The sequence below is a fragment of the Bradyrhizobium sp. 76 genome (genome assembly GCF_023073025.1).
In the GTDB taxonomy this organism is placed as follows: Bacteria; Pseudomonadota; Alphaproteobacteria; order Rhizobiales; family Xanthobacteraceae; genus Bradyrhizobium.
On record NZ_JADPIS010000059.1, the window covers coordinates 440,798 to 463,219 of the forward strand.

18 protein-coding genes and 1 pseudogene are annotated in these 22,422 nt (G+C 64.8%); 4 read left to right on the forward strand and 15 right to left on the reverse strand.

Annotated features, from left to right (window positions below; genetic code table 11):
- Positions 1–103: 103 nt before the first annotated feature.
- Positions 104–520 carry a CHRD domain-containing protein gene (locus tag IVB48_RS14505; protein WP_027566840.1) on the forward strand — a complete coding sequence of 139 codons (417 nt, stop codon included), beginning with the start codon at positions 104–106 and terminating at the stop codon, positions 518–520.
- Between the two features lie 77 nt (positions 521–597).
- Here the strand turns inward: IVB48_RS14505 and IVB48_RS14510 are convergent, their stop codons facing one another.
- From IVB48_RS14510 to IVB48_RS14550, 9 genes and pseudogenes are all read right to left on the reverse strand, one after another.
- Positions 598–1,893, reverse strand: coding sequence for a cystathionine gamma-synthase family protein (locus IVB48_RS14510; RefSeq protein WP_247400489.1), 1,296 nt, complete (start codon positions 1,891–1,893; stop codon positions 598–600).
- 286 nt (positions 1,894–2,179) lie between these two features.
- Positions 2,180–2,626, reverse strand: a complete 447-nt coding sequence (locus IVB48_RS14515; RefSeq protein WP_007602016.1) for a cytochrome c — start codon at positions 2,624–2,626, stop codon at positions 2,180–2,182.
- Positions 2,627–2,746: 120 nt separating this feature from the next.
- On the reverse strand, positions 2,747–5,056 hold the full coding sequence (locus IVB48_RS14520) for a xanthine dehydrogenase family protein molybdopterin-binding subunit (protein ID WP_247400490.1): 2,310 nt from the start codon (positions 5,054–5,056) through the stop codon (positions 2,747–2,749).
- An 841-nt stretch (positions 5,057–5,897) separates the two neighbouring features.
- The gene (locus IVB48_RS14525) at positions 5,898–6,314 is read right to left on the reverse strand and encodes an SRPBCC family protein (RefSeq protein WP_247287415.1); all 417 of its coding nucleotides are present in this window, start codon (positions 6,312–6,314) and stop codon (positions 5,898–5,900) included.
- 162 nt (positions 6,315–6,476) lie between these two features.
- Positions 6,477–8,003 (reverse strand): murein biosynthesis integral membrane protein MurJ, encoded by a 1,527-nt coding sequence (gene murJ, locus IVB48_RS14530; RefSeq protein ID WP_247400492.1) that lies wholly within the window; start codon positions 8,001–8,003, stop codon positions 6,477–6,479.
- Positions 8,004–8,046: 43 nt separating this feature from the next.
- Entirely contained in the window at positions 8,047–9,198 is a 1,152-nt protein-coding gene (locus IVB48_RS14535) for a DegT/DnrJ/EryC1/StrS family aminotransferase (protein ID WP_247287458.1), read from the reverse strand.
- Between the two features lie 33 nt (positions 9,199–9,231).
- Complete coding sequence (locus tag IVB48_RS14540) at positions 9,232–10,236, reverse strand: Gfo/Idh/MocA family oxidoreductase (protein WP_247287417.1); 1,005 nt, start codon at positions 10,234–10,236, stop codon at positions 9,232–9,234.
- Positions 10,237–10,420: 184 nt separating this feature from the next.
- Positions 10,421–11,833 carry a mannose-1-phosphate guanylyltransferase/mannose-6-phosphate isomerase gene (locus tag IVB48_RS14545; RefSeq protein ID WP_247400494.1) on the reverse strand — a complete coding sequence of 471 codons (1,413 nt, stop codon included), beginning with the start codon at positions 11,831–11,833 and terminating at the stop codon, positions 10,421–10,423.
- Between the two features lie 7 nt (positions 11,834–11,840).
- A pseudogene (locus IVB48_RS14550) lies at positions 11,841–12,106 on the reverse strand (UDP-glucuronate 5-epimerase); the annotation flags it as partial.
- Between IVB48_RS14550 and IVB48_RS14555 the strand changes: the two are divergent.
- The 3 genes from IVB48_RS14555 (at position 12,026) to IVB48_RS14565 (ending at position 14,349) form a co-directional block, all read left to right on the forward strand.
- The gene (locus IVB48_RS14555) at positions 12,026–12,223 is read left to right on the forward strand and encodes a hypothetical protein (RefSeq protein ID WP_247290851.1); all 198 of its coding nucleotides are present in this window, start codon (positions 12,026–12,028) and stop codon (positions 12,221–12,223) included. The pseudogene IVB48_RS14550 and the gene IVB48_RS14555 sit on opposite strands and share 81 nt — an antisense overlap.
- Before the next feature lie 150 nt (positions 12,224–12,373).
- Entirely contained in the window at positions 12,374–13,333 is a 960-nt protein-coding gene (locus IVB48_RS14560) for a lysylphosphatidylglycerol synthase transmembrane domain-containing protein (RefSeq protein ID WP_027566831.1), read from the forward strand.
- Entirely contained in the window at positions 13,330–14,349 is a 1,020-nt protein-coding gene (locus IVB48_RS14565; protein WP_247290145.1) for a glycosyltransferase family 4 protein, read from the forward strand. Before IVB48_RS14560 ends, IVB48_RS14565 begins: the two co-directional genes overlap by 4 nt.
- Here IVB48_RS14565 and IVB48_RS14570 read toward each other — a convergent pair.
- The 6 genes from IVB48_RS14570 to rfaD all read right to left on the reverse strand — a co-directional run bounded on the left by IVB48_RS14570 (position 14,337) and on the right by rfaD (position 22,300).
- Complete coding sequence (locus IVB48_RS14570; RefSeq protein ID WP_247290148.1) at positions 14,337–15,284, reverse strand: NAD-dependent epimerase/dehydratase family protein; 948 nt, start codon at positions 15,282–15,284, stop codon at positions 14,337–14,339. The genes IVB48_RS14565 and IVB48_RS14570 overlap by 13 nt on opposite strands.
- On the reverse strand, positions 15,281–16,501 hold the full coding sequence (locus IVB48_RS14575) for a glycosyltransferase family 4 protein (protein WP_247400495.1): 1,221 nt from the start codon (positions 16,499–16,501) through the stop codon (positions 15,281–15,283). The genes IVB48_RS14570 and IVB48_RS14575 overlap by 4 nt, the downstream gene beginning before the upstream one ends.
- Before the next feature lie 2 nt (positions 16,502–16,503).
- Positions 16,504–18,417 (reverse strand): nucleoside-diphosphate sugar epimerase/dehydratase, encoded by a 1,914-nt coding sequence (locus tag IVB48_RS14580; protein WP_247290151.1) that lies wholly within the window; start codon positions 18,415–18,417, stop codon positions 16,504–16,506.
- A gap of 123 nt (positions 18,418–18,540) precedes the next feature.
- Entirely contained in the window at positions 18,541–19,827 is a 1,287-nt protein-coding gene (locus IVB48_RS14585) for an O-antigen ligase family protein (RefSeq protein ID WP_247290153.1), read from the reverse strand.
- Positions 19,824–21,308 carry a D-glycero-beta-D-manno-heptose-7-phosphate kinase gene (gene rfaE1 / locus IVB48_RS14590; protein WP_247400496.1) on the reverse strand — a complete coding sequence of 495 codons (1,485 nt, stop codon included), beginning with the start codon at positions 21,306–21,308 and terminating at the stop codon, positions 19,824–19,826. The genes IVB48_RS14585 and rfaE1 overlap by 4 nt, the downstream gene beginning before the upstream one ends.
- Before the next feature lie 11 nt (positions 21,309–21,319).
- Positions 21,320–22,300 (reverse strand): ADP-glyceromanno-heptose 6-epimerase, encoded by a 981-nt coding sequence (gene rfaD, locus IVB48_RS14595; protein WP_247400497.1) that lies wholly within the window; start codon positions 22,298–22,300, stop codon positions 21,320–21,322.
- Positions 22,301–22,422 lie beyond the last annotated feature (122 nt).

Genomic DNA, 22,422 nt, shown 5'->3' on the forward strand with positions numbered 1-22,422 from the left:
AGCCACGAAGAATTTAGCCCACCGCGGCCTGGAACGGGAATAAACTGAAATGCCGGCTGTTGGAAGTTTGGCGGCCCAAACGGGTTCAGCAGGGAGAAAAATCATGAACAAGATCGTCATTGCCATGTCAGTGCTTGGCGCCGTTGCTTTTGCGGGTTCGGCCAGCGCCGAAAAGCTGAAAGCAACGCTCGACGCCAAGTCCGAGGTCCCCGCAACGACCAGCAGCGGCACTGGAACGGCCGATCTGGATTACGACGCCGCCAGCAAGAAGCTGTCCTGGAAGGTCACCTATTCCGGCCTGTCCGGCCCCGCCACCGCCGCGCATTTCCACGGACCCGCCGAGGCCGGCAAGAACGCCGGTGTCGCGGTCGCGATTCCCAATGCGACGTCCAGCCCGGTCGAGGGCTCGGCGACATTGACCGACGCGCAGGCCGCCGATCTGCTCGGCGGCAAGCTCTACGTCAACATCCACACCGCGGCCAATCCGGGCGGCGAGATCCGCGGTCAGGTGACGAAGTAAACTTCGCACAGACCAGCAAAAAAGGGCGGCTGCCATCGCAGCCGCCCTTTTCGATTCCCGTAGCGCCGGCGCGGGCGTCACACCTCAGGTTCGGCCGCGTTCAGCGCCTGCGCGAGGTCGGCGATCAGGTCCGACGGGTGTTCGATGCCGATCGACAGCCGGATCGTGGAATCGAGCACGCCGATCTTGCGGCGGATGTCGGCGGGAACGCCGGAGTGGGTCATGGTGGCAGGCAGGCTCGCAAGCGACTCCGTTCCACCGAGGCTCACCGCCAGCTTGAGGATCTGCAGCGCGTTGAGGAATTTCATGGCGGCAGCCTTGCCGCCGACGATGTCGAACGAGAACGTGGATCCCGCCCCTGTGCATTGCCGCGCAAACACAAGTCCGTCCGGCGACGCCGCCTCGTGATGACCGAGATAGTGCACCTTGGCCACTTTGGGATGATCGCGCAGATAGTCCGCCACGAGGCGCGCATTCGCATCGGCCTTTTCCATGCGCAGGCTCAGCGTCTCGAGCGACCGGTTGATCATCCAGCAGGAATGCGGATCGAGCTGAGTGCCGATGGCGCCCCGCAGCGCCTTGATGCCTTTCACGACCGCCTTCGCGCCGAGCGCGGCGCCCGCGATCAGGTCTGAATGACCGCCGACATATTTCGTGAGCGAGTACAGGGAAACATCGGCGCCGTGCTCGATCGGCCGCTGAAACACCGGCCCGAGCAGGGTATTGTCGCAGGCGATGATCGGAACGTGGCCTTGGGTCTTTCCGATGGTGTCGGCGACACGGCGCATCATCGCGATGTCCACCAGCCCGTTGGTCGGGTTGGCCGGGGTTTCGATCAGGATCATCGAAACGCGGCCCTTGCGCATGGCCTCCTCCGCGGCCTGGCTGACCACGGCTTCGTCAACGCCATCGGCGAAGCCGACGGCGCCGATCGACAGACGCGCAAGCGTATTCGTCAGCAGCGTTTCCGTGCCGCCATAAAGCGGCTGGGAGTGCAGAATGACATCGCCGGGGCGGACGAACGCCAGGATCGTGGTTGCGATGGCCGCCATGCCGGACGAGAACAGCGCGCAGCTCTCGGTGCGCTCGTAGATCGCGAGCCTGTCCTCGACGATTTCGCTGTTGGGGTGATTGAAGCGCGAATAGACCAGGCCCGCGCCCATCCCTTCCGGCGGCTCGCGCCGGCCGGAGACGAAATCGAAGAAGTCCTGCCCGTCCTCGGCCGTCTTGAACACGAAGGTCGAGGTCAGGAACACCGGAGGCTTGACGGCGCCTTCCGACAATTGCGGATCATAGCCATAGGTCAGCATCAGCGTTTCCGGATGCAGCATATGGTTGCCAATGTGCGTCTTCGACGGGAACGGTTTGACCATGGCTTGTCTCGCTGTTGCTGATTGAGCTGCTCGCCGCGGGTTGGAACTCCTGATGTCGCAACGCGGTCAGGAGCGAGATGCGTCGGCGTCAAAAGCTCACGCCAATGCCGCGGCGGCTGGAGCCAAGATAGCTGCTCCGGCAGCGATCCGTCAGGCCTTGCAGACAGAATTTCCAGTGCTGCGCGCCAACATGAAAAAAGCGGCTGCTGTCGCAACCGCTTTTTCCCGATTCCCAGTAGCCCGGATGGAGCGCAGCGCAATCCGGGCTACGAATCTTTTTCTTCCGTCAACCGTTCTTCACGCGAAACGTCTCGTGGCAGCCGCCGCATTCCTTGCCGACCGCGGGGAAATTCGCCTTGAGCGAGTCCAAATCCTTGATCTTGCCCTTGGCCTCGCCGACGACCTTGGCGAAGCTCGCGACCTTGGCATCGAAGCCGGCCTTGTCCTCCCACACCTTCGGCGAGGCGCTGTAGTCGCCCTCGGGCTTCATGCCCTTGGCGCTCGCCGGAAACAGGTTCGGCAGCTTCTTGGCGGTATCCTCGAACTGCGCCAGCGCGCTGTCCACCGTGGCCTGGTCGTAGGGCTTCTCGCCCTTGACCATCGCTGCCACTGCGCCGGCGTTCTTGCCATTGCCCTTCATCAGGGTCTGGACCTCCTTGACGGAGTCCTGTTGTGCCCAAACCGCGCCCATACCTAGCAGGAGCGCGCCCCCAACAACCAACACTCGCTTCATTCGCAAAGTCCCTTTCCTTGATGCAGGATTGCCTTGATGCAAATCGCCGTGCTGCACGATCGTGCTGACCCCTCAATGGGGCCAACACCGCTCGGCAGACTTCATTCCCGTGGAAGATTGTCACAGGCTGTGACGGCGATGGTGCTCGTTGACGGCGATCCACACCCGCTCCGGGGTCGCCGGCATGTCGATGTGGTCGATCTTGTACTCGCGCCAGAGCCCGTCGACGATGGCGTTGACGACGGCCGGGCAGGACCCGATCGCGCCGGCCTCGCCCGCGCCCTTCACCCCCAGCGGATTGGTCTTGCAGGGAACGTTGGCGGTCTCGAACACGAAGTCCGGCCCGTCCGCCGCGCGCGGCAACGCGTAGTCCATGAAGGTCGCGGTGACGAGCTGGCCGTCGCCCGCGCCATAGACGACCTGCTCCATCAACGCCTGGCCGATGCCCTGCATGGCGCCGCCATGGACCTGGCCAGCCAGCAGCAGCGGATTGAGCGTCATGCCGAAATCGTCGACGATCACGTAGTTGACGATTTTGATGATGCCGGTGGCCGGATCGATCTCGACCTCCGCGACATGGGTGCCGTTCGGATAGGTGCCGTCGGCGCTGGCAAAGGTCGCGCTCGCATTGAGCTTCGACGGATCCGCGCCGGGTCGCTTGGCGAGATCGGCGAACGAAATCGAACGGTCGGTGCCGGCGATGCGCACGATGCCGTCGGTGATCTCGAGGTCGCCGGCGCTGGCTTCCAGCGCCTGGGCCGCGATTTCCTTCAGCTTCTGCCCGAGTTCGCGGGTCGCGCGCTCGACGCTGACACCGCCCGACGGGATCGAAGCCGAGCCGCCGGTGCCGAGGCCCGTGGCGATCATGTCGGTGTCGCCCTGGTGGACGTGCACGCGCTCGGGCGCCACGCCGAACTGCTCGGCAACGATCTGCGCATAGGCCGTCTGGTGGCCCTGCCCGCTCGACTGGGTCCCGATCAGGACCGTGATATCGCCATTGGGGTCCATCCGCACATTGGCGGTCTCCTCGCCCATGGTGCCGCAGACCTCGACATAGCTCGCAAGTCCGATGCCGCGGATCAGGCCATTCTTCTTGGCCGCCTTGGCGCGCTTGCCAAACTCTTTCCACTCGGCGATCTCCATCGCGCGCTTCAGATGCGCGGCGAAGTCGCCGGAATCGTAAACCTTGCCGGTCGCGGTCTTGTAGGGCAGCGCTTTCGGCTGAATGAAATTCTTGCGGCGGATGGCATCCACCGTCATGTCGAGTTTTCGCGCGCAGGCGTCCACGAGACGTTCGATAACGTAAGCCGCTTCGGGCCGCCCGGCACCGCGATAGGCATCGACCGGCACGCTGTTGGTGAAGATGGTGCGCACCCGGCAGTGGAACGCCTGGATGTCGTAGAGGCCCGGCAGCATGCCGGCGCCGCCATGCGGGATATAGGGCCCGAAGGTCGACAGATAGGCGCCCATGTCGCCCATCAGGTCGCAATCCATCGCGAGGAACTTGCCGTCCTCGGCCAGCGCCATCTTCGCGGTGGTGACGTTGTCGCGGCCCTGCGCGTCGCCCATAAAGTGCTCGGTGCGGTCGGCCGCCCATTTCACCGCCTTCTTCAGCTTTCGCGCGGCGACCGCCAGGAGGGCGTATTCCCGATAGGGAAACAGCTTTGTGCCGAAGCCGCCGCCGACGTCGGGGCAGATCACCCGCATCTTGTCGGTCGGAATGTTGAGCACGTTTTGGCAGAGGATGTCGCGCAGGCGATGGCTGCCTTGGCTGCCGACCGTCAGCGTCAGATGGTCGCGCTTGGCGTCGTATTCGCACACCGCCGCGCGCGTCTCCATGAAGTTCGCCACGACGCGCGGATTGACGATCGAGATCTCGGCCACCGCATGCGCTTTGGCAAAGGCCGCTTCGGTCGCTTTCTTGTCACCGATCGAGACGTCGAACAGCACGTTGCCGGGCTTGTCCGGCCAGACCAAGGCTGCGCCCTTCTTCACGGCGTTGACGACGCCGGTCACCGCCGGCAGCGGGCTCCATTTGACCTCGATCGCCTCGATCGCGTCGCGGGCCTGGTCGATGGTCTCGGCGACCACGAAGGCGATGGAATCGCCGACATGGCGTACCTCGTCCTTGGCGAGGATCGGGTAAGGCGGCCCGGTGAAGGGATCGGTCTCGAGATTGAACAGGCAGGGCAGATTGCCGAGATCCCCAACGTCATCGGCGGTCAGGATCAGCGCGACGCCGGGAAGAGTGCGGGCTCGGCTCGCATCGATGGTGTATTTGGCATGCGCATGCGGCGAGCGCAGCATCAGGCAGCGAAGCGCGGCCTGCGGCGCATAATCGTCGGTATAGCGGCCCTTGCCGCGGATGAGCGCGTCATCCTCCTTGCGCAATACGCTTTGGCCAACGCCGAACTTGATGGGAGCCGCCATTTTCTCGTCCCGTTTCTCATGGTTGTTTTGCCGGCATATTGCCGTGGAAAAACTGGCAAGGCAAACGGGTTTAGCCATGCGAAAACCGTCCAGCGCCCTCACCTGTCAGAGCAGGATGGAACGGGAGCGCCGCAGCTCGGTCATTTCGCTGTGAGGATCGGTCCGCTTGATGGCATGATAGTTGCCGAACCCGCCCGCAGTGCACGCCTGAGAACAAGCAGCCGTGCCGACGGCTGCTTGCTCACAAAGCGCATCTCCGCTTCGGATGGCTCATCAGTTACATCCCCCCGCGGCTCCATAGATCTCTGGCGTGATCCCTCAGCCTATCGATAGCCCGTTCCGGCGAGATGTAGTCGACCTCGCCACGCGTTATGCCGATATCCATCAGCTCCCTGTCACTCAGGTCCTGCAAGGCGAGGTGTGGACCCTGCCGCCAGCGCCAGTCCTGGAGCGCACGCCAGTATTGCGCGAGCAAGCCTGGGATGCTCCACGTCGAGGCAAGTTCGAGAGGGAGCCTCTCGGTCTCGGATGTCATGTTCGTCTGTTGGGGTCGCATCGGCCGCTCCTGCTGTTGTGCCGGCAGGAAGCGTGGCCAAACAAAAGACCCCGTCCGATGCCGGCGGGGCCTGGTGAAAAGATGTCGTCGTCGAATTCCTAGCGCACGACTCCTTCCACGGCCCAGCCGAAGCGGGTCATGTGATTGCGGTTGAGTTTGCGCGACGATTTGATCATGCGCTGCGATTACCACAGCAATCGCGCAAAATCAAGAGATGTGTAGAGGTTCGCTGCATCCTGGAGGCGAGTCCCTTACTCTGGCGCTTTCTTGCCCCTACACACGCCCTCAGGACTTCGTCTGCTTCGCTTCTACGTATCGTGCGAAGTTGTCGAGGATTGCCTGCCAACCGCCTTGCTGCTGCTCGACCGAATGCGTCGATTCGCCATCGAAGACCACGCGGACGAGAATGCCCTTTGGGCCGGGCACAAACTCGACTTCGGCTTTTCGCTCGCCGAACGCGTATTCGATCCGCTTATGCTCGATGATTTTCGTGTAGGTACCGGCGAAGTCAAAGCCCATGCTGCCGTCCTTGGCCTCCATGCGCGATGAGAAGACACCGCCTTCTCGCAGGTCGACGGTCGCCTTGGTCGTATGCCAGTCGTCGGACGCGGCGTTCCACTTCATGATGTCGGCCGGCGTCGTATAAGCGCGCCAGACCTGATCGATGGGGGCTGCTACGTTGGTTTCGACGGTGATCCTCATAAACAGTGCTCCTGGTTCGATTTTTGCCGGCTCAAGGTGACGGCATCACGTCAATTGTGCGGGGTCATCCGCCGCACTTCCGAGATGTGTCGATCCAAGGACGATCGAGACTGGCCCATGCCGACAAGGTCGAGCCGTCAATGCGTTGAAAATATGAAAAAGCTAGCCCCGCACCAGCGAGACCAGCCAGCGCCGGCCGAACAGGGCGAGGATGGCGAGCGCATAGACGATCGTGCCCCCGACGGCCAGCAGAAGCAGCGTCAATTCGTCCCGGAAGGGCATCGCGTCCAACGAAGGACCGCCAAAGCGCGCGATGAGCCAGAAGGCTGCCGCCAGGATGATCCCGGTCAGCAGGAATTTGGCGAGCGACAACAGCCAGACGCGGTCCAGCACGAGAAAGCCTCGCCGCACCGCGAAGAACAGCACCAGCAGCAGGTTGGTCCACACGCCGACGGCAGTGGCCAGCGCTAGCCCGATCTGTGCCAACGATCCCATCAAGGCGACCTTGAGCGCGACGTTGACCGCGATGCCGGTCAGGGAGGCGCGAACCGGCGTTGCCGTGTCCTTGCGCGCATAGAAGGTCGCGACCGCGCTGCGGATCAACACGAAGGGGATCAGGCCGATGGCATAGGCCGCGAGCGTGGCGCCGGCGGCGGCGGCATCGGCTTTCGAGAACGCACCGCGAGCGAACAGCGCGCGCATGATCGCGTCGGGCACAGAGAGGAAGGCGGCGACGAACGGCACCGAGAACAACAGCGTGAAATCGAAGGCGCGGCGCTGAGCCTTCATCGCGCCGTCATGGTCGTTGGCCGTGATCCGCCGCGACATCTCCGGCAGCAGCACCGTGCCGATGGCAATGCCGATCACGCCGATCGGGAGCTGGTTGAGGCGGTCGGCGTAATACAGCGCCGACAGCGCGCCCGCAGGCAGGAAGGTCGCGATGATGGTGTCGGCAAACAGCGCCAGCTGCGTGCCCATCGAGCCCAGCGTCGCAGGCCCGAGTGCCCTAAAGAATGCGCGGACGTCTTCGTCGAGCTTGAGTGGCGCAAAGCGCGGCAGGCCGCCGTGGCGGGCGAGATCGCCGGCGAGCAAGAAATACTGCAAAAAGCCGGAGATCAGGACGCCCCAGGCGGCGGCGTGGCCCGCGCTGGGAAACCAGGCGGCAAGCGCCAGCGTCATCATCATCGAGACGTTGAGGAAGATCGACGCGGCTGCGGCGCTCGCGAAGCGCTGCATCACGTTGAGCATGCCGCCATAGAGCGTCACCAGCGTGATCAGCAGCAGATAGGGAAAGGTGATCCGGGTCAGCTCGATCGCGAGCTTGCGCTGCTCGGCGTCCTCGGAAAAGCCGGGGGCCAGAAGGCTCATGGCTTGCGGCATGAACAGCCAGGCGACGATCAGCAGCACCACCTGCGAGGCCAGCAGCAGCGTGAAGATGCGGTCGGCGAACAATCTTGCCGCCCCCTCCCCGCGCTCGCCATGGACGTGCGCATAGGCCGGCACCCAGGCCGCGTTGAAGGCGCCCTCGGCAAAGATCGCACGGAAATGGTTGGGCAGCCGCAGCGCCACGAAAAAGGCGTCGGCCACGGGGCCGGCGCCGAGAATCGCCGCAAGCATGATGTCGCGGGCAAATCCCGTCAGCCGCGAGAGCAGCGTGTAACCACCAACCGTGAAGATACGTCCGAGCATCGTTCCCTTCTAAAGGAAGAGCTCGCGCAGCAAAACGGCGAATTCAGGTTGAAAGCGCGCCGCGCACGGCCGCGATGATTCGCTCCTGATCGGCTTCGGTCAGGTAGGCGTGCATCGGCAGGCTGATGACGTCCTGCGACAGGCTCTCGCAGCCCGGCAGGCCGCCCTCGGCCACCGGGTACTGCTTGTAGGCCGTCTGCTGATGCATCGACTTGCCGTAATAGATCGCCGTCGGCACGCCCTGGGCCTTCAGCGCGGCGGCAAAGCCGTCGCGGTCGGTGCCCTCAGGGAGGCGGATCGTGTACTGCGCCCAGACCGAGGTGTTGCCGGGAGCAACGCGCGGCACGGTGACCACATTGCTGAGACCGCGCGCGTAGCGCTCGGCGACCTTGTTGCGGGCGGCGATCTCGTCGTCGAAGATCTTCAGCTTCTCGATCAGGATCGCGGCCTGCATGGTATCGAGCCGGCCGGTCAGGCCGAGGCGGACGTTGTCGTATTTGTCCACGCCCTGCCCGTGCACGCGGATGCTGCGCAGCGTCGCCGCGAGCTCGTCGTCATCGGTGAAGATCGCGCCGCCGTCGCCGAAGCAGCCGAGCGGTTTTGCGGGGAAGAAGCTGGTCGCGGTGGCGAGTGCCAACGTGCCGAGCTTGCGGCCCTTGTAGCTCGCGCCAAAACCCTGCGCTGCGTCGTCGAGCACGAACAGGCCTTCAGCCTTGGCGATCTCGGCGATGGCATCGTGATCGGCCGGCTGGCCGAACAAATCGACCGGAATGATCGCGACCGGCTTGAGGCCGGCCTTGCGGGCGGTCGCGATGCCGCGCTTTAGCGATTCCGGGCTCATGTTGAAGGTGGCTTCGTCAACGTCGACATAAACCGGCGTCGCGCCGGTCCGCGCCACCGGCGAAGCCGTCGCGATGAAGGTGAAGGACGGACACAGCACGGCGTCGCCGGGCCCAACATTCTTCGCCATCATCACCATCAGGATCGCATCGGTGCCGCTGGCGCAGCCGATCACATGCTTGGCGCCGCAATATGCCGCAAGCTGCTTCTCGAGCTCGGCGACTTCAGGGCCGTTGACGAACTGACAATGGTCGAGAACCCGCTTCACGGCAGCATCGAGCGAGTCGCCGAGCCGGCGGCGCTGCGAGGCGACGTCGATGAAGGGAATGGGTTCGGAACGCAGATGCTGGTTCATGGCGCCTTCTTGGCTAGTCGACATGGAAAGAGTTCAACCGGCAACGCGGCGCGGACCCTTGCGGGCCGACGACGTGGCCGCGGGCCGCGACGGCGTTTCCAGGCACTGCGTCGCGATCTCGAGGCTGGCGACACCTTCGTCGCCGGTGACCGCCGGCGTCTCGCCGTTGCGCACGGCCTTGAGGAACGCGATCAGCTCGGCGCGGAGCGGCTCGTCATGGCCGACCGGAAGATGCCGCATCGAATAGCTGCCGTCAGGCTTGAAGCCGAAACATTCGGTGACCTGGCGCGTCAAGAGATCGCCCATCACGTATTTGCCGCGGGTCGCGACCGTGACGCTACGCGCCTTGAACGGCGTCAGCCAGTTGGTGTTGATGTGCGCGAGCACGCCGTTGGCGGTGCGGAACTGCAAGAGCGCGATGTCCTCGCGCTCGGCGACCGCACTCGACAATTGCGGCTGCACCTCGACGATGTCGGACTCGGTGAACCAGCGGATCAGATCGATGTCGTGCACGGCGAGATCGATGACGACGCCGACATTGGACATGCGCGGCGGAAACGGGCCGACGCGCGTGATCGCGATCGACAGAATATCCTCGCCCGCGATCGCCTGCTTGACGGCGGCGACCGCCGGATTGAAGCGCTCGACATGGCCGACCATCAGCGTCACGCCGGCCTTTTGAGCCGCCGTGACGATCTCGCGGCCTTCCGCGACCGTGGACGCAATCGGCTTCTCGACCATCACGTGGATGTTCTTGGCGATGCAGGCGAGCGAGACCTCGTGATGCAGATGGGTCGGCGCCGCGATGGTGACGGCATCGACGCCTTCCGCCAGCAGCTGGTCGAGCGTCTCGAAGCTCGCGCAATTGGCAAGCTCCATCGCCCGGGTGCGATGTGCCGGCGAAGGATCGACGACGCCGACGAGGTTGACGCCGGGAAGACCCGCGAGCACGCGCGCGTGGTTGCTGCCCATCACGCCGGCGCCAATGACGCCGACGCGCAAGCCGGCCTTTGCCGGTGCCGATCCTGTGGAACTCATTTGAGCAAACCCCGATTCAACGCAAATCCCCGGGGCGCTTCTAGCACGGACGCCACATTTGTGGCGAATGGGGAGCTAGCGGTCCGGACACGATTTGATTCAAAAAGTTACACGTTTCCCGGGCCTTAAGCCCCTGAAAGAGACCACTCTTTTGGCCCGGGTCGCGTGATTCGGAGTGTGCTGGTTACGACCTTTGATAGTCGTCTTCAATCCGGATGATGTCGTCTTCCCCGAGATAGCTTCCAGTCTGGACCTCGATCAGCTCCAGCATGATTTTACCGGGGTTCTCCATCCGGTGCACCGCGCCCATCGGAATGTAGATCGACTCGTTCTCGTGCACGCTTTTGACGGTCTCGTTGACGGTGACGCGGGCTGTGCCGCGGACCACGATCCAGTGCTCGGCGCGATGATGGTGCTTCTGCAGCGACAGACGCCCGCCCGGCTTCACCACGATGCGCTTGACCTGGTGCCGCTCGCCATTGTCGACCGACTGGTAGCTGCCCCAGGGACGATGCACCTTGAGGTGCTCCTCGGTGACCTTCGGTGCGACCGCCTTGAGTTTTGTGACCAGCCGCTTGAGCCCGTTGGCATCTTTTTGGCGCGAGACCAGAACCGCATCGGCAGTCGCAACCACGATGAGATCGTCGACGCCTTCGAGCGCGACCAGCGCGGCATCGGTGGTGACGTTGCAGTTGCGGCTATCTTCGAACACGGCGGCGCCATGCGAAGCATTGCCTTGCGCGTCCTTGTCCGACAATTCCCACACCGCGTGCCAGGAGCCGACGTCGGACCAGCCGCAGGACACCGGCACCACAGCGGCGCGCGCGGTCTTCTCCATCACCGCATAGTCGATGGAGATCGCCTTGGCCGCGCCGAACGCCTCGGGCTCCAGCGTCACGAAGCCGAGATCGCGACCGGCATTGGTCACGGCACTGGAAATCGCCTCCACGCTCGCCGCATCGACCTTGCGGTATTCGTCGAGCAGCACGCTGGCGGGGAACATGAAGTTGCCGCTGTTCCAGAGATAGCCGGAATTGACGTAGTCGGCGGCCTTCACCGCATCCGGCTTCTCGACGAAGCGCGCGACCGCGTGCACCTCGCCGGAGATGACCTCGCCCGGGCTGATATAGCCGTATTCGGTCGCCGGTCGCTCCGGCTTGACGCCGAAGGTGACGATGCGCCCGGCACTCGCGGCGGTGAGGCCCTGGCGGCACGCCGCGACGAAGGCCGCATTGTCCTGCACCACGTGGTCGGCGGCGAGCGCGAGCACGATCGCTTCACTCGCGCGGTTCTGCGCGAACACCGCACCGGCTGCGATCGCAGGGCCGGAATCGCGCCGCATCGGCTCGAGGATCACGTCGGCCTCGATGCCGATTTCCGCGAGCTGCTCCAGCACCATGAAGCGGTAGGAGGCATTGGTGATGACGATCGGGCGATCGAACAGCGAGGCCTCCGAGACGCGGAGCAGCGTGTCCTGGAAGGTCGAGCGGGTGCCGAACAGCGGCAGGAATTGCTTGGGGCGCACCTCGCGCGAAGCCGGCCACAGCCGCGTTCCGGCACCGCCGCACATGATCAGGGGGATAATGCGTTTGTCCATCGTCATTTCAAACCTTGAGGTCGTTCCGATAACAGGTGACAAAATTACGAATTCCGTGCGCGATCGGCGTTGACGGTGCAAAGCCGGCGTCGCGCATCAGATCCTCGACATCCGCGAACGTTTCCAAAAGGTCTCTCGGCAGCAATTCTTTGATCGCCGTCCGACCCAGCCCCTGCTCCAGAATCCGACGACATGCATCAGCTCTTCCGGATGGTGGTTGCCGACATTGTAGACCTTAGACGGCGCATTTGCGGCAGCCGGGTCATCGGCGGGCATCAAGCCGATGAAATCGGCGGCGCCCGTGACCAAAATCGCCTGATCCCTCATCCTGTTCCCAAGGTCTGCTTCGCCCGATCCGTGCTCGATCTTTCGCCCGCGGCGCCTCTTTAGCCTCCGCATCGACGGGGTCGCAATAGCTCCGCTGCCCTGCATGAGGGCTCTCGATCACCGCTATTGCAAGATCGACGCCAAAACCATACCAAAGCGGCCGAATTCGGCGCCTTGCGTCGGGTTGCTTCAACCCTTGTTCATGCGGGCGAAATGCGCCGAATCCTGCTGTCGACGGCCAAGATCCTGATTTCCGGAGCGCTGCTCTACCTGGCGCTGCGCAAGGTCGATCTGTCCGAACTGTTCTCGCGCTTCACCGTGACCAGCCTGTTCTGGATCGGCTTGGCGATCGCCGTCACGTTCCTGCAAATCTTCGTCGGCGTGTTGCGCTGGCGCGAGGTCAGCGCCGCATGCGGCGCCCCGCTCGAGCTCGGCCGGGCCATGCGCTACAACGTGATCGGATCGTTCTTCAACCAGACCCTGCCCTCGGCGATCGGCGGCGATGCGGTCCGGTTGTGGCTCGTCGCGCGCGCCGGCGCCGGCTGGCGCGCTGCGACCTACTCGATCTTCGTCGATCGCGCGATCGGTTTGATCGCGCTCGCGATCATGATCGTCGCGAGCCTGCCCTGGAGCTACAGCCTCATCGCCGATCCACACGGACGCTCGGCGCTGCTGCTCGTCGACCTCGCGGCGCTCGCGGGTGGTCTCGGCTTCCTGGTCTTCGGCGCGCTGAAATGGCACTGGCTGAGAACCTGGTGGGCCACGCATCACATCCACGCCTGTGCCGTGATCGCCAACCGCGTGATCTTCAGCCGCTCGCGCGGACCAGCCGTCGTGATCCTGTCGCTCGCCGTGCATGTGCTGGCCGTCGTGGTCGCCTGGTGCGTCGTGCAGTCGATCGCGGCGCCGGTCGGCTTCAGCGACGTCTTTATGCTGGTGCCGCCGGTGATGCTGATCACGATGATGCCGATCTCGATCGCCGGCTGGGGCGTGCGTGAAGCCACCATGAGCCTCGCGTTCGGCTTCGCGGGGCTGGCCGCCAACGAGGGGGTCAACGTCTCGCTGCTGTTCGGCGCCGTGTACTTCATCGTCGGCGCGATCGGCGGCCTGGTCTGGATCCTCAGCGCGGAGAAAGCCGCGCAGGGATCGGCGCCGCTCGGGGTACCGGAGTGAACGCGGCCGTTGACGCGCTCGGCGCCGTACCCTCGCTGCTTGCCGTTGCGATTGCCGCGCTGGTGTCGGGCGTCATCACCTGGACCAGCCGTCCCCTGCTCCAGCGTTACGCATTGGCGCGGCCCAACGCGCGGTCCTCTCATCGCATCCCGACCCCGCAGGGTGCGGGCATCGCCGTGATATCAGCGACGCTGCTGGTCGCATCAGCCTGGGCAGCCTGGGCGAACATCGCGATTCCGCCGGCGCTGATCGCTGCAACGGTCTTGATCGCCGTGGTCGGATTTGCCGACGACATCAAGTCGCTGCCGGTGCTCGTGCGCCTCGTGCTGCAGGCCGCAGCTGTCGGCGCCGTCGTGTTCACCACGCCCGAGACCGCGCGCATCGTGCCGGCGCTGCCGCTCGCGCTGGAGCGCGGACTCATCCTGCTGGCGGGCGTGTGGTTCGTGAACCTCGTCAATTTCATGGACGGGCTCGACCTGATGACGGTGGCGGAAGTGGTGCCCGTCACCGCCGCGCTGCTGCTGCTGGGACTGCTCGGCGATTTGTCGTGGCCGGCCGCGCTGATCGCCGCGGCGCTGTGCGGCGCCACGCTCGGCTTTGCGCCGTTCAACAAGCCGGTCGCGAAAGTCTTCCTGGGCGATGTCGGCAGCCTGCCGATCGGCCTTTTGCTCGGCTGGTGCCTGCTCGAGCTCGCCTGGCGCGGGCAGCCCGCCGCGGCGCTGTTGCTGCCGGCCTATTACCTCGTGGATTCGACCATCACGCTGTTTCGGCGCATCGCAAGGCGCGAGCAATTCTGGTCGGCGCATCGCTCGCATTTCTACCAGCGTGCCACCGACCATGGCTTCACGGTCTCTCGCGTGATCGGGGAGGTGTTCGCGCTCAATCTCGTGCTCGCGGGACTTGCCATCGTCACCGCTCGCGCCGGCTCGATGACGATCACGCTGACCGCGCTGTCGGCGGGCGCAATCGCGATCGGCATCGTGCTGCGGCGGTTCTCCCGCCCTCAGGCGTCCTGAGCCACCAGCGCCAGCCGCAGCCCCTCGTCGAGAGACACCGGCGGCTGCCACCCGGTCGCGGTCGCCTTGGCGAGGTTGAGCTCGAGCGAGCCGATCAGGCTGTCATGCGTATCCTGCCGGCCCAACAGGCTCAGCAACGTCCCGAGCAGGTCCGGCGGCATGCCGAACAGCCGCGAGCTCTTGCCGGCAGCCTTGGCCAGCCGCTCGATGAACTCGGGCGTCGAGACCTGCTCCCTGTCGGCCACCAGGAAGATCTCGAAATTGCTCGCGGGATCTGGATGAGAGAGCCGGCGCAGGATGAACGACGACAGGTTCTGCACGGCAAGGAAGGCGCGGTGGTTGCGGATCGCGGCAAAGGGCAGCGGCAGCCCGAGGTTCACTGCACGCGTCAGCAGCGCGAAATTGCCCTTGGCGCCCGCACCATAGACCAGCGGCGGCCTGATCACCGAGACCTTCATGGCGCTGTCGCGCGCCAGCGTCTTCAAGCCCGCTTCGGCCGCGGCCTTGGACATGCCGTAGAGACCGCGCGGCGTCAGGACATCGTCCTCGCTGAACGGCCCGCGGCCCTCATTGCTGCGACCGTGCACGAGAACGGTGCTGATGAAAATGAACTGCCGCACGCCGGCCGTCGCCGCGCTGCGCGCCAGGTGCAGCGTGCCGGCAATGTTGACGTTGCGGTAGAGCTGGACCGCATGCTCTTCGTGCTTGTGATGCACCCGTGCGGCGAGATGAACGACGGCGTCGACGCCTTGAAGCGCGGCCTGCCAGTCGGTTTCGGGGCCGATCGTTTCGATCACGACCTCGTCGTCCATGCCTTCCGGTCTGCGGACCGCGCGGCGGATCGACCATCCCTCGCGCGCCAGTGCGGGCACGACGTGACGGCCGACGAAACCGCTCGCACCCGTCACCAGCACGACTGGCTTGCGCTCGTTCATCGTTGCTCCGGCAGTTCGGGGTTGCGCAACAATTCGTCGACCAAGGCAGCATAGGCGTTCATCGCGGTGACGCGATCGAACTTCGCCGCCGCCTTCACCGCGCGCTCCGCAAAGGCGACACCGTCGGAGCGAGACGCCGCGCGGATCGCCTCGGCCAGTTGATCGGCGCGGCCCGGCGTCACGACCCAGCCCAGCCCGTTCTCCACCACGGTCAACGCGGCCTCGGCCTCCGGTTCGGAGACCAGCACCACGGGACGGCCGACCGCCAGCAGATTGTAGAACCGGCTCGGCACCGACACCCCCGCAACGTCCTTCCGGTACGGAATGATCCAGAGATTGGCAGCCGCCAGGAATGGTTCGAGCTCGGCATCCTCGACCCGTCCCACGAAGGAGACATTGGGCAAGTTCGCCTCAGTCTGCAACTGCTTCAACCGCTCGAAGCCGATGCCCCAGCCGGAGAGCAGGAAGTGGATGTCAGGCTCGTCACTCAAAAGACGCGCCGCCTCGAACACGATCTCCGGATCATGGGTGAAGCCGAGATTGCCCGACAGGCCGACAACGAAACCCGCCGAGAGCGCTTTGCGGAACGGATTATCCGCCGTCACCGGCCGGGGTGCGGCCACGAGCGTCGCCCAGTTCGGGATGAAGCGGATCTTGCTCCGCGTCATGCCGGAATAGCTCAGCAGCGGCCGTTCCGCATCGCGGCCGATGGTGATGACGGCATTGAGCGCGCGGAACATCAGGCTGTTGGCGGCGCGCATCGTCATGGTCACGATCGAACCGGGCTTCAGCAGGCCCGCCATCACCAGCACGTCCGGGAAGAGGTCGTGCATGATCAGCGCCGAGCGCGCGCCCTTCAACTTCGCCGCCGCCGCCACCGCGTAAGGCAGCATGAACGGTGCGGTGACGGTGAGCACGACGTCACCTCGCCTCAACTCCCGTGTCAACGCCAGGAACGTGCGCGCCGCGAACAGCAGTTCGGAGGCGCCGCGCCGCACCAGCGCCGCCTTGCCCGCCATGCGGTTCTTGACGGCGACGACCCGCGGCTTGCCCGGGCCGATCTGCGAGGCCGGCAACGCGCCCGATGAGCCCGACAGCACCACGACCTCGTGATCCCCCGCGATGCGGCAGGCGATCTCGGCCATGATCGCCGCCGTCGTGCTCGGATCAGGCGGGTAGTGCTGGCTCGCCACGACGATCTTGCCTCGAGGCTGCATGATCAGGCCGCGGTCGACCCGAATTCCGGAACCGCATCCTTCAGAATGGTCCTGATGGTGGCCCGATCGTCGCGCGCGATCGCCTGCTCCAGCGCCGCAATCCATTTGCGCAGCGTCTGCATCGGCGGCTCGTTCGGCTGCGCGGCCATGATACCGGCGACGCCGATCTCGCGGGTCGGCTCCTCGGAGGCGAACAGGATTTCGTGCAGGCGTTCGCCGGGCCGCATGCCCGTGAACACGATTTCGATGTCGTAGCCGGGTTGCAAGCCCGAGAGACGGATCATGCGCTCGGCAAGATCAACGATCTTCACCGGCTGGCCCATGTTGAGCACGTAGACCGACACGTCCGAACGCTGCGTTCCGAGCGCATGCGTTGCCGCCGTGATGACGAGATCGCAGGCTTCGCGGATGGTCATGAAGTAGCGGACCATGTCGGGATGCGTGACCGTCACGGGACCGCCGGCATCGATCTGGGCCTTGAACTTCGGCACCACCGAGCCGTTCGACGCCAGCACGTTGCCGAACCGAACCGAGATCAGCCGCATCGACCGCCTGGCGCCGCCGTGACCCGCCGCAAGATCATGGTCGAGCGCCTGGCAATACATCTCGGCGAAGCGCTTGGTCAGGCCGAGCATCGACACCGGCTCGATCGCCTTGTCGGTCGAGATCATCACCATGGCTTCGGCGCCGGCACTGTGCGCCGCATCGGCAACGTTGATCGAGCCGAAGATGTTGGTCTTGACGCCCTCGCTCCAGTCGCGCTCGAGGATCGGCACATGCTTGAGCGCGGCGGCATGGAACACGATGTCCGGCTTGAACTCGGCCATCAGGCGCATGATGCGCTCACGGTCGCGGATGTCGGCGATCCGCCCTTCGATCGAAGCAGCGGTGCCGAGCGCCGCGAGCGTTTCCGTGATCGCGTAGAGCGCCGGTTCGGAATTTTCCACGATCAGAAGACGCGCGGCGCCGAACGCGACGACACGTTCGCAGATCTCGGAACCGATCGAGCCGCCCCCGCCGGTGACGATCACCGCCTTGCCCTCGATCAGGGCCTCGAGCCGCGCATAGTCGATCTTTTCGCTCGGCCGCAGCAGCAGGTCCTCGACGGCGACGGCCGTGAGCCGTGGCGTATCGCCACTCTCGAGCGAGGGCATGCGGCTCACGATCACGCCGAGCTTGCGCGCCCGCATCAGGATCGATTCGGGATGGGCCTCCGGCTCGAATGCCGTCGGCGTCATCACAACGCGCGCGATCCCCTTGCCGCGCTTGGTGAAGTCGGCGACGACATCTTCGATGTCGTCGACGCCGCCCAGGACAGGGACGTTGCGGATGGACTGGCCGCGATCGGAACTCGACGGCGAGAGCACACCGACCGGCCAGATGTGCTTGATCGCCCCGCTCTCGATTCCGCGCAACAGCACCTCGGCGTCCGCGGCGCGGCCGATCAGCAGTGTCGGCGCGGCATCTCCGGTGCGGGCGTGACGCCGAACCCGCGTATAGCGGAAATAGCGGTAGGCCATGCGCAACGCGCTGAGGAAGGAGATCTCGATGAACCAGTAGAGGACGATGGTCACCTTGCCGAGGAAGAAGGCGCCGCGGACGTTGGGGGCGACGAAGATGTAGTCGAGCACCAGGAGTGCAACCGTCAGCACGGTCGCGACGCGGATGATGTTCAGCGCGTCGGGCAGCGAAATGAAGCGCCATTTCGTCGTGGTCAGGTTGAAGACGAAGAACACGACCACGCTGAAGGCGAGGAAATAGGGCAAGATCTGGATCAGCAGCGGCAGGCGATCGAAGAAGCCGTCGCCGCCCTCGAAGCGCAGATAGAAGGCGGCGAACAGCGCCGCCGTGGTCGCCAGCAGGTCGTGGAGCGCGATCATGAAATTGCGCAAGGTGAGATGCGAAAGACGCGTCATCCGCTGACCGAAAATCCAGTTAAATGCAACCTGATCGCGCTGATAACCCATCTCGGCCGGACATGCCAGTCAAGGCTTGCCGGTCAAGCTTTGCCGGTCAAGCTTTGCGATCCGGGCGGCCGTTCAGGAACCGGTTACTGTCGCCTTCGCTTCGGCCTGCTGGGCCCGGATCACCATGCCGCCGGCAACGCCGACACCGATGACGTACATCCAGCCCTCGTGGAAGTCGAACAGATGGGAGTTGAACAGCGAGGTGAAGATGTTCTGGACCACGACCAGGAGGCCGACCCAGTTTGCGAGCCCGTCGCCGCGAAACAAGCGCAGATGCAGGATCCAGATGGCGTAGAGAACGGCGACGCCGATGAAGCCCCATTGCACGGCCACGTTCAGCGTCTGGTTATGCGGGTTGCCGATCACCTCGGCGGACGCCAGGTTCTGATCGCCGGGCGTCGCGGCCCGCTCGAACAATCCACGCGTCGAGCCGGTGCCGTGCCCCTTGACCGGCGCCTCCGCGAAGAAGCCGAGGGATTTTCGCCAGAATTCGAGCCGCAACCCGGCCGAGGTCGCCGCGCCTTGTTCGACATAGCGTGTGTAGTCGCTGGCAAAGCTGTCGGCGGTCTTGCGCAATTGCGGCGAGGCCTGCCAGGCGAGAACCGCGCCCACGAGCAGGGCCGCGGAGATGATCGCGATGCTGCGCCATCTCAGATGAAGCAACGCAAACACGCCGAACAGGACCGGAATGGTGACAAGCGCAGTGCGCGACACCACCACGAAGGCCATATTGACGAAGAAGGCGAGCGCAAGCGCCGTGAGCAGCCCTGCGATCCAGTAGCGCTTCTGACGCAGCAACTGCACGATCGGATAGGCGAGCGCGACCGCGCAGAGCGCAAACTCCTGGCTCTGGTCGATGTAGTTCTTGACGAAGATGCCGCGCTCGACGCGGTCGGATTTGAGCGCGAGGTCGGGGTAGAAGGCGACCAGCCAGGACATCACCGACAGCAGCGCGCAGGACACCAGGAAGGCGACGAACACCCAATGTCCGCGCGGCGAGCGCGCAAAATGATAGAGCAGGACCGGCAGCACCAGCAGCTTGACGGTCGGATTGACCGCGTAGAAGCGCGCGCCCCAGGCCGCGTCCGACCACAGCGTCCCGACCAGAGCGAGCAGGACCAGCGCAATCGGCGCCGCGCAGATCGGACGCCTGAGCGATTGCAGGAACTCGCGGACGTCGAGGAACGGCACCATGCAGAGCAGCATCAGGACATTGAATATCGCCGCAAGCGACGTCGACCATGGCAGCGAGGCCGCAGTCAGGATCGCGAACAGATCGACCGTCTCGGACCAAGCCGCCGGACTGCGCAGACGCCGCCACAGCACCTGGCCGGTCGTCTCCCCGGCGAGCGTCGTCACTTGCCCTCTCCCCGCGCGCGATGAACCAGCGCCGTCGTGCTGAAACCCTGGAGAATGTCGACCAGCACCACCGTCCCGCCCGCGGCCTCGACGACCTCATGGCCGACGACCTGCTCGCGGGTGTAATCGCCCCCCTTGATCAGCGCACTCGGCTTGATGCGGGTGATCAGGTCGATCGGCGTATCTTCATCGAAAATAACGACGAGATCGACGGCTTCGAGCGCCGCCAGCACTTCCGCACGCGCTCGCTCGTCCTGAACGGGGCGATCGGCGCCCTTCAGCCGCCGTACCGAAGCGTCGCTGTTCAGCCCCACGATCAGGCGGTCGCAGGCGGAGCGCGCCGCTGTCAGCACCTTGACGTGGCCGGGATGCAGGATGTCGAAGCAGCCATTGGTGAAGCCGACGCGTTGGCCTTGCTTCTTCCATTCCGCGAGCTGCGCGTCGAGCGCGCCGGGCTCGAGCACGATCTTCTCCTCGGCCGCGAGATAGGCATGCGGCAATATCTTCCGCTTCAGCTCGGCCACACTTACGCTGGCGGTGCCCTGCTTGCTGACGGCGACGGCGGCCGCGGCACTGGCCATGCGTAGCGCCGTGTCCCAGTCCGCGCCCGTGGCGAGCGACACCGCGAGCGCCGCGGCAACGGTGTCGCCGGCGCCGGAGACGTCGCGTACCTTGACCGGGAACGCCGGAACGTGAACGGCCTCGCCGTTGCGCGGCACCAGCGTCATGCCGTGCTCGCCTTGCGTGACAAGGATTGCTTCGCAATCGGCGAGCCGCATCACGTCCTCGCTGGCATCGACGATGCTCTGCGGCGTGTCGGCGCGGCTTCGGGTCGCTTCCGAAAATTCCTTGCGATTGGGCGTGAGCAGCGTCGCGCCGCGATAGATCGCCCAGTTCAGGCTTTTGGGATCGACGATCACGGGCTTGCCGAGTTTTCGCGCGGCGTCGATGGTGTGGCGGATGACGCGGGCGGTCAGCACCCCCTTGGCGTAGTCGGACAGCAACACGATGTCGGCGCGCGCGATCTGCGGCAGGATCGCCTCGATCAGCTTGGTCTCGATCGTATCGGAAGCAGGCTGTGCCTGCTCCCAATCCGCGCGCAGCATGTGCGTGGAAAAATGCTCGGAGACGAAACGCACTTTTCGCGTGGTCGGACGCGAGGGGTCGCACACCAGCACGCTTTCGATTGCGCCCTGCTCCGCAAGCGTCGAGGCGAGCTGCCTGCCCGCATCGTCCTCGCCGACGAGGCCGACAAAGATGCAGCGCGCGCCGAGCGCGGCGACGTTGCGCGCGACGTTGCCGGCACCGCCGATATGGATCTCGCTGCGCTGTGCCGTGATGACGGGCGCCGGCGCTTCCGGCGAGATCCGCGACACCTCGCCATAGACGAACTCGTCCAGCATGATGTCGCCGATGCACAGGACCGTGCGGCCTGAGATGGCTTGCGCGAGCGCATCGAAATCGAGAATGGGCGTCGGCATGGTGATGGGCCTCAGCGGAAGCGGTCGGGCCGGTCGAGATAGTCGCCGACATAGGCCTTCACCGCGTCCTCGAGCGTGGTGAAACCACCATTATAGCCGGCGCGGTGGAGGCGATCGACCTCGCTCTGGGTGAAGTACTGGTAGCTGCCGCGGATCTGCTCGGGCATGTCGATGTATTCGATGTTGGGACTTGCGCCGAGCGCGGCATAAGCTGCCAGCATCAGATCCTTGAAGCTGCGTGCCTTGCCGGTGCCGACGTTGAAGATGCCGGACACCGAGGGCGTTGCCAGCAGCCACATGATCACGCGCACGACGTCGTCGACATAGATGAAATCGCGGCGCTGATCGCCATCGACGATGCCCTCGCGATGCGACTTGAACAATTGCACGACGCGGCCCGCTTTGACGTCGTCGAAGCGCCGCGCCAGCACGCTCATCATCGAGCCCTTGTGGTATTCGTTGGGGCCGAACACGTTGAAGAATTTCAGTCCGGCCCATTGCGGCGGCAGCTTCTCGCCCTTCGCAGCGCGCTCGGCGACGGCGAGATCGAACAGGTGCTTGCTCCAGCCGTAGAGGTTCATCGGCCGCAGTTTCTTCAACGCAGCGATCGAAGCATCGTCGTCAAATCCAGCCTCGCCGTCGCCATAGGTCGCCGCCGAGGAGGCATAGATCAACGGCACCGCATTTGCCGTGCACCAGTCCAGGAGGCGCATCGACAGGCGGAAGTTGGTCTCGAACACCAGGTCGCCGTCGGTCGCCGTGGTCGCGGATATCGCCCCGAGATGGATCACGGCATCGAGCTTGCGGCCCTTCAGCCAGTCCGGCAGCTCAGCCGGCGGCACGATATCTACAAGCTGCCGCTTGGCGAGATTGCGCCATTTGCCCTCCGTGCCAAGGAAATCGCAGACGACGACGTCGCTGCGGCCGGCCTCGTTCAGCGCGGCGACGACATTCGATCCGATAAAACCGGCCCCGCCGGTCACCAGCAACATTTCACCTAGCCTGCCCGATGTTTTGCGACCCGATCTTGCCCTAGCGCATGATCCTCCAAAGTGTAAGCGGTTTTGGGATGGCCGCTTTGCCGGCTTTACCTGCAGGCCCGGAGCGGCTAACC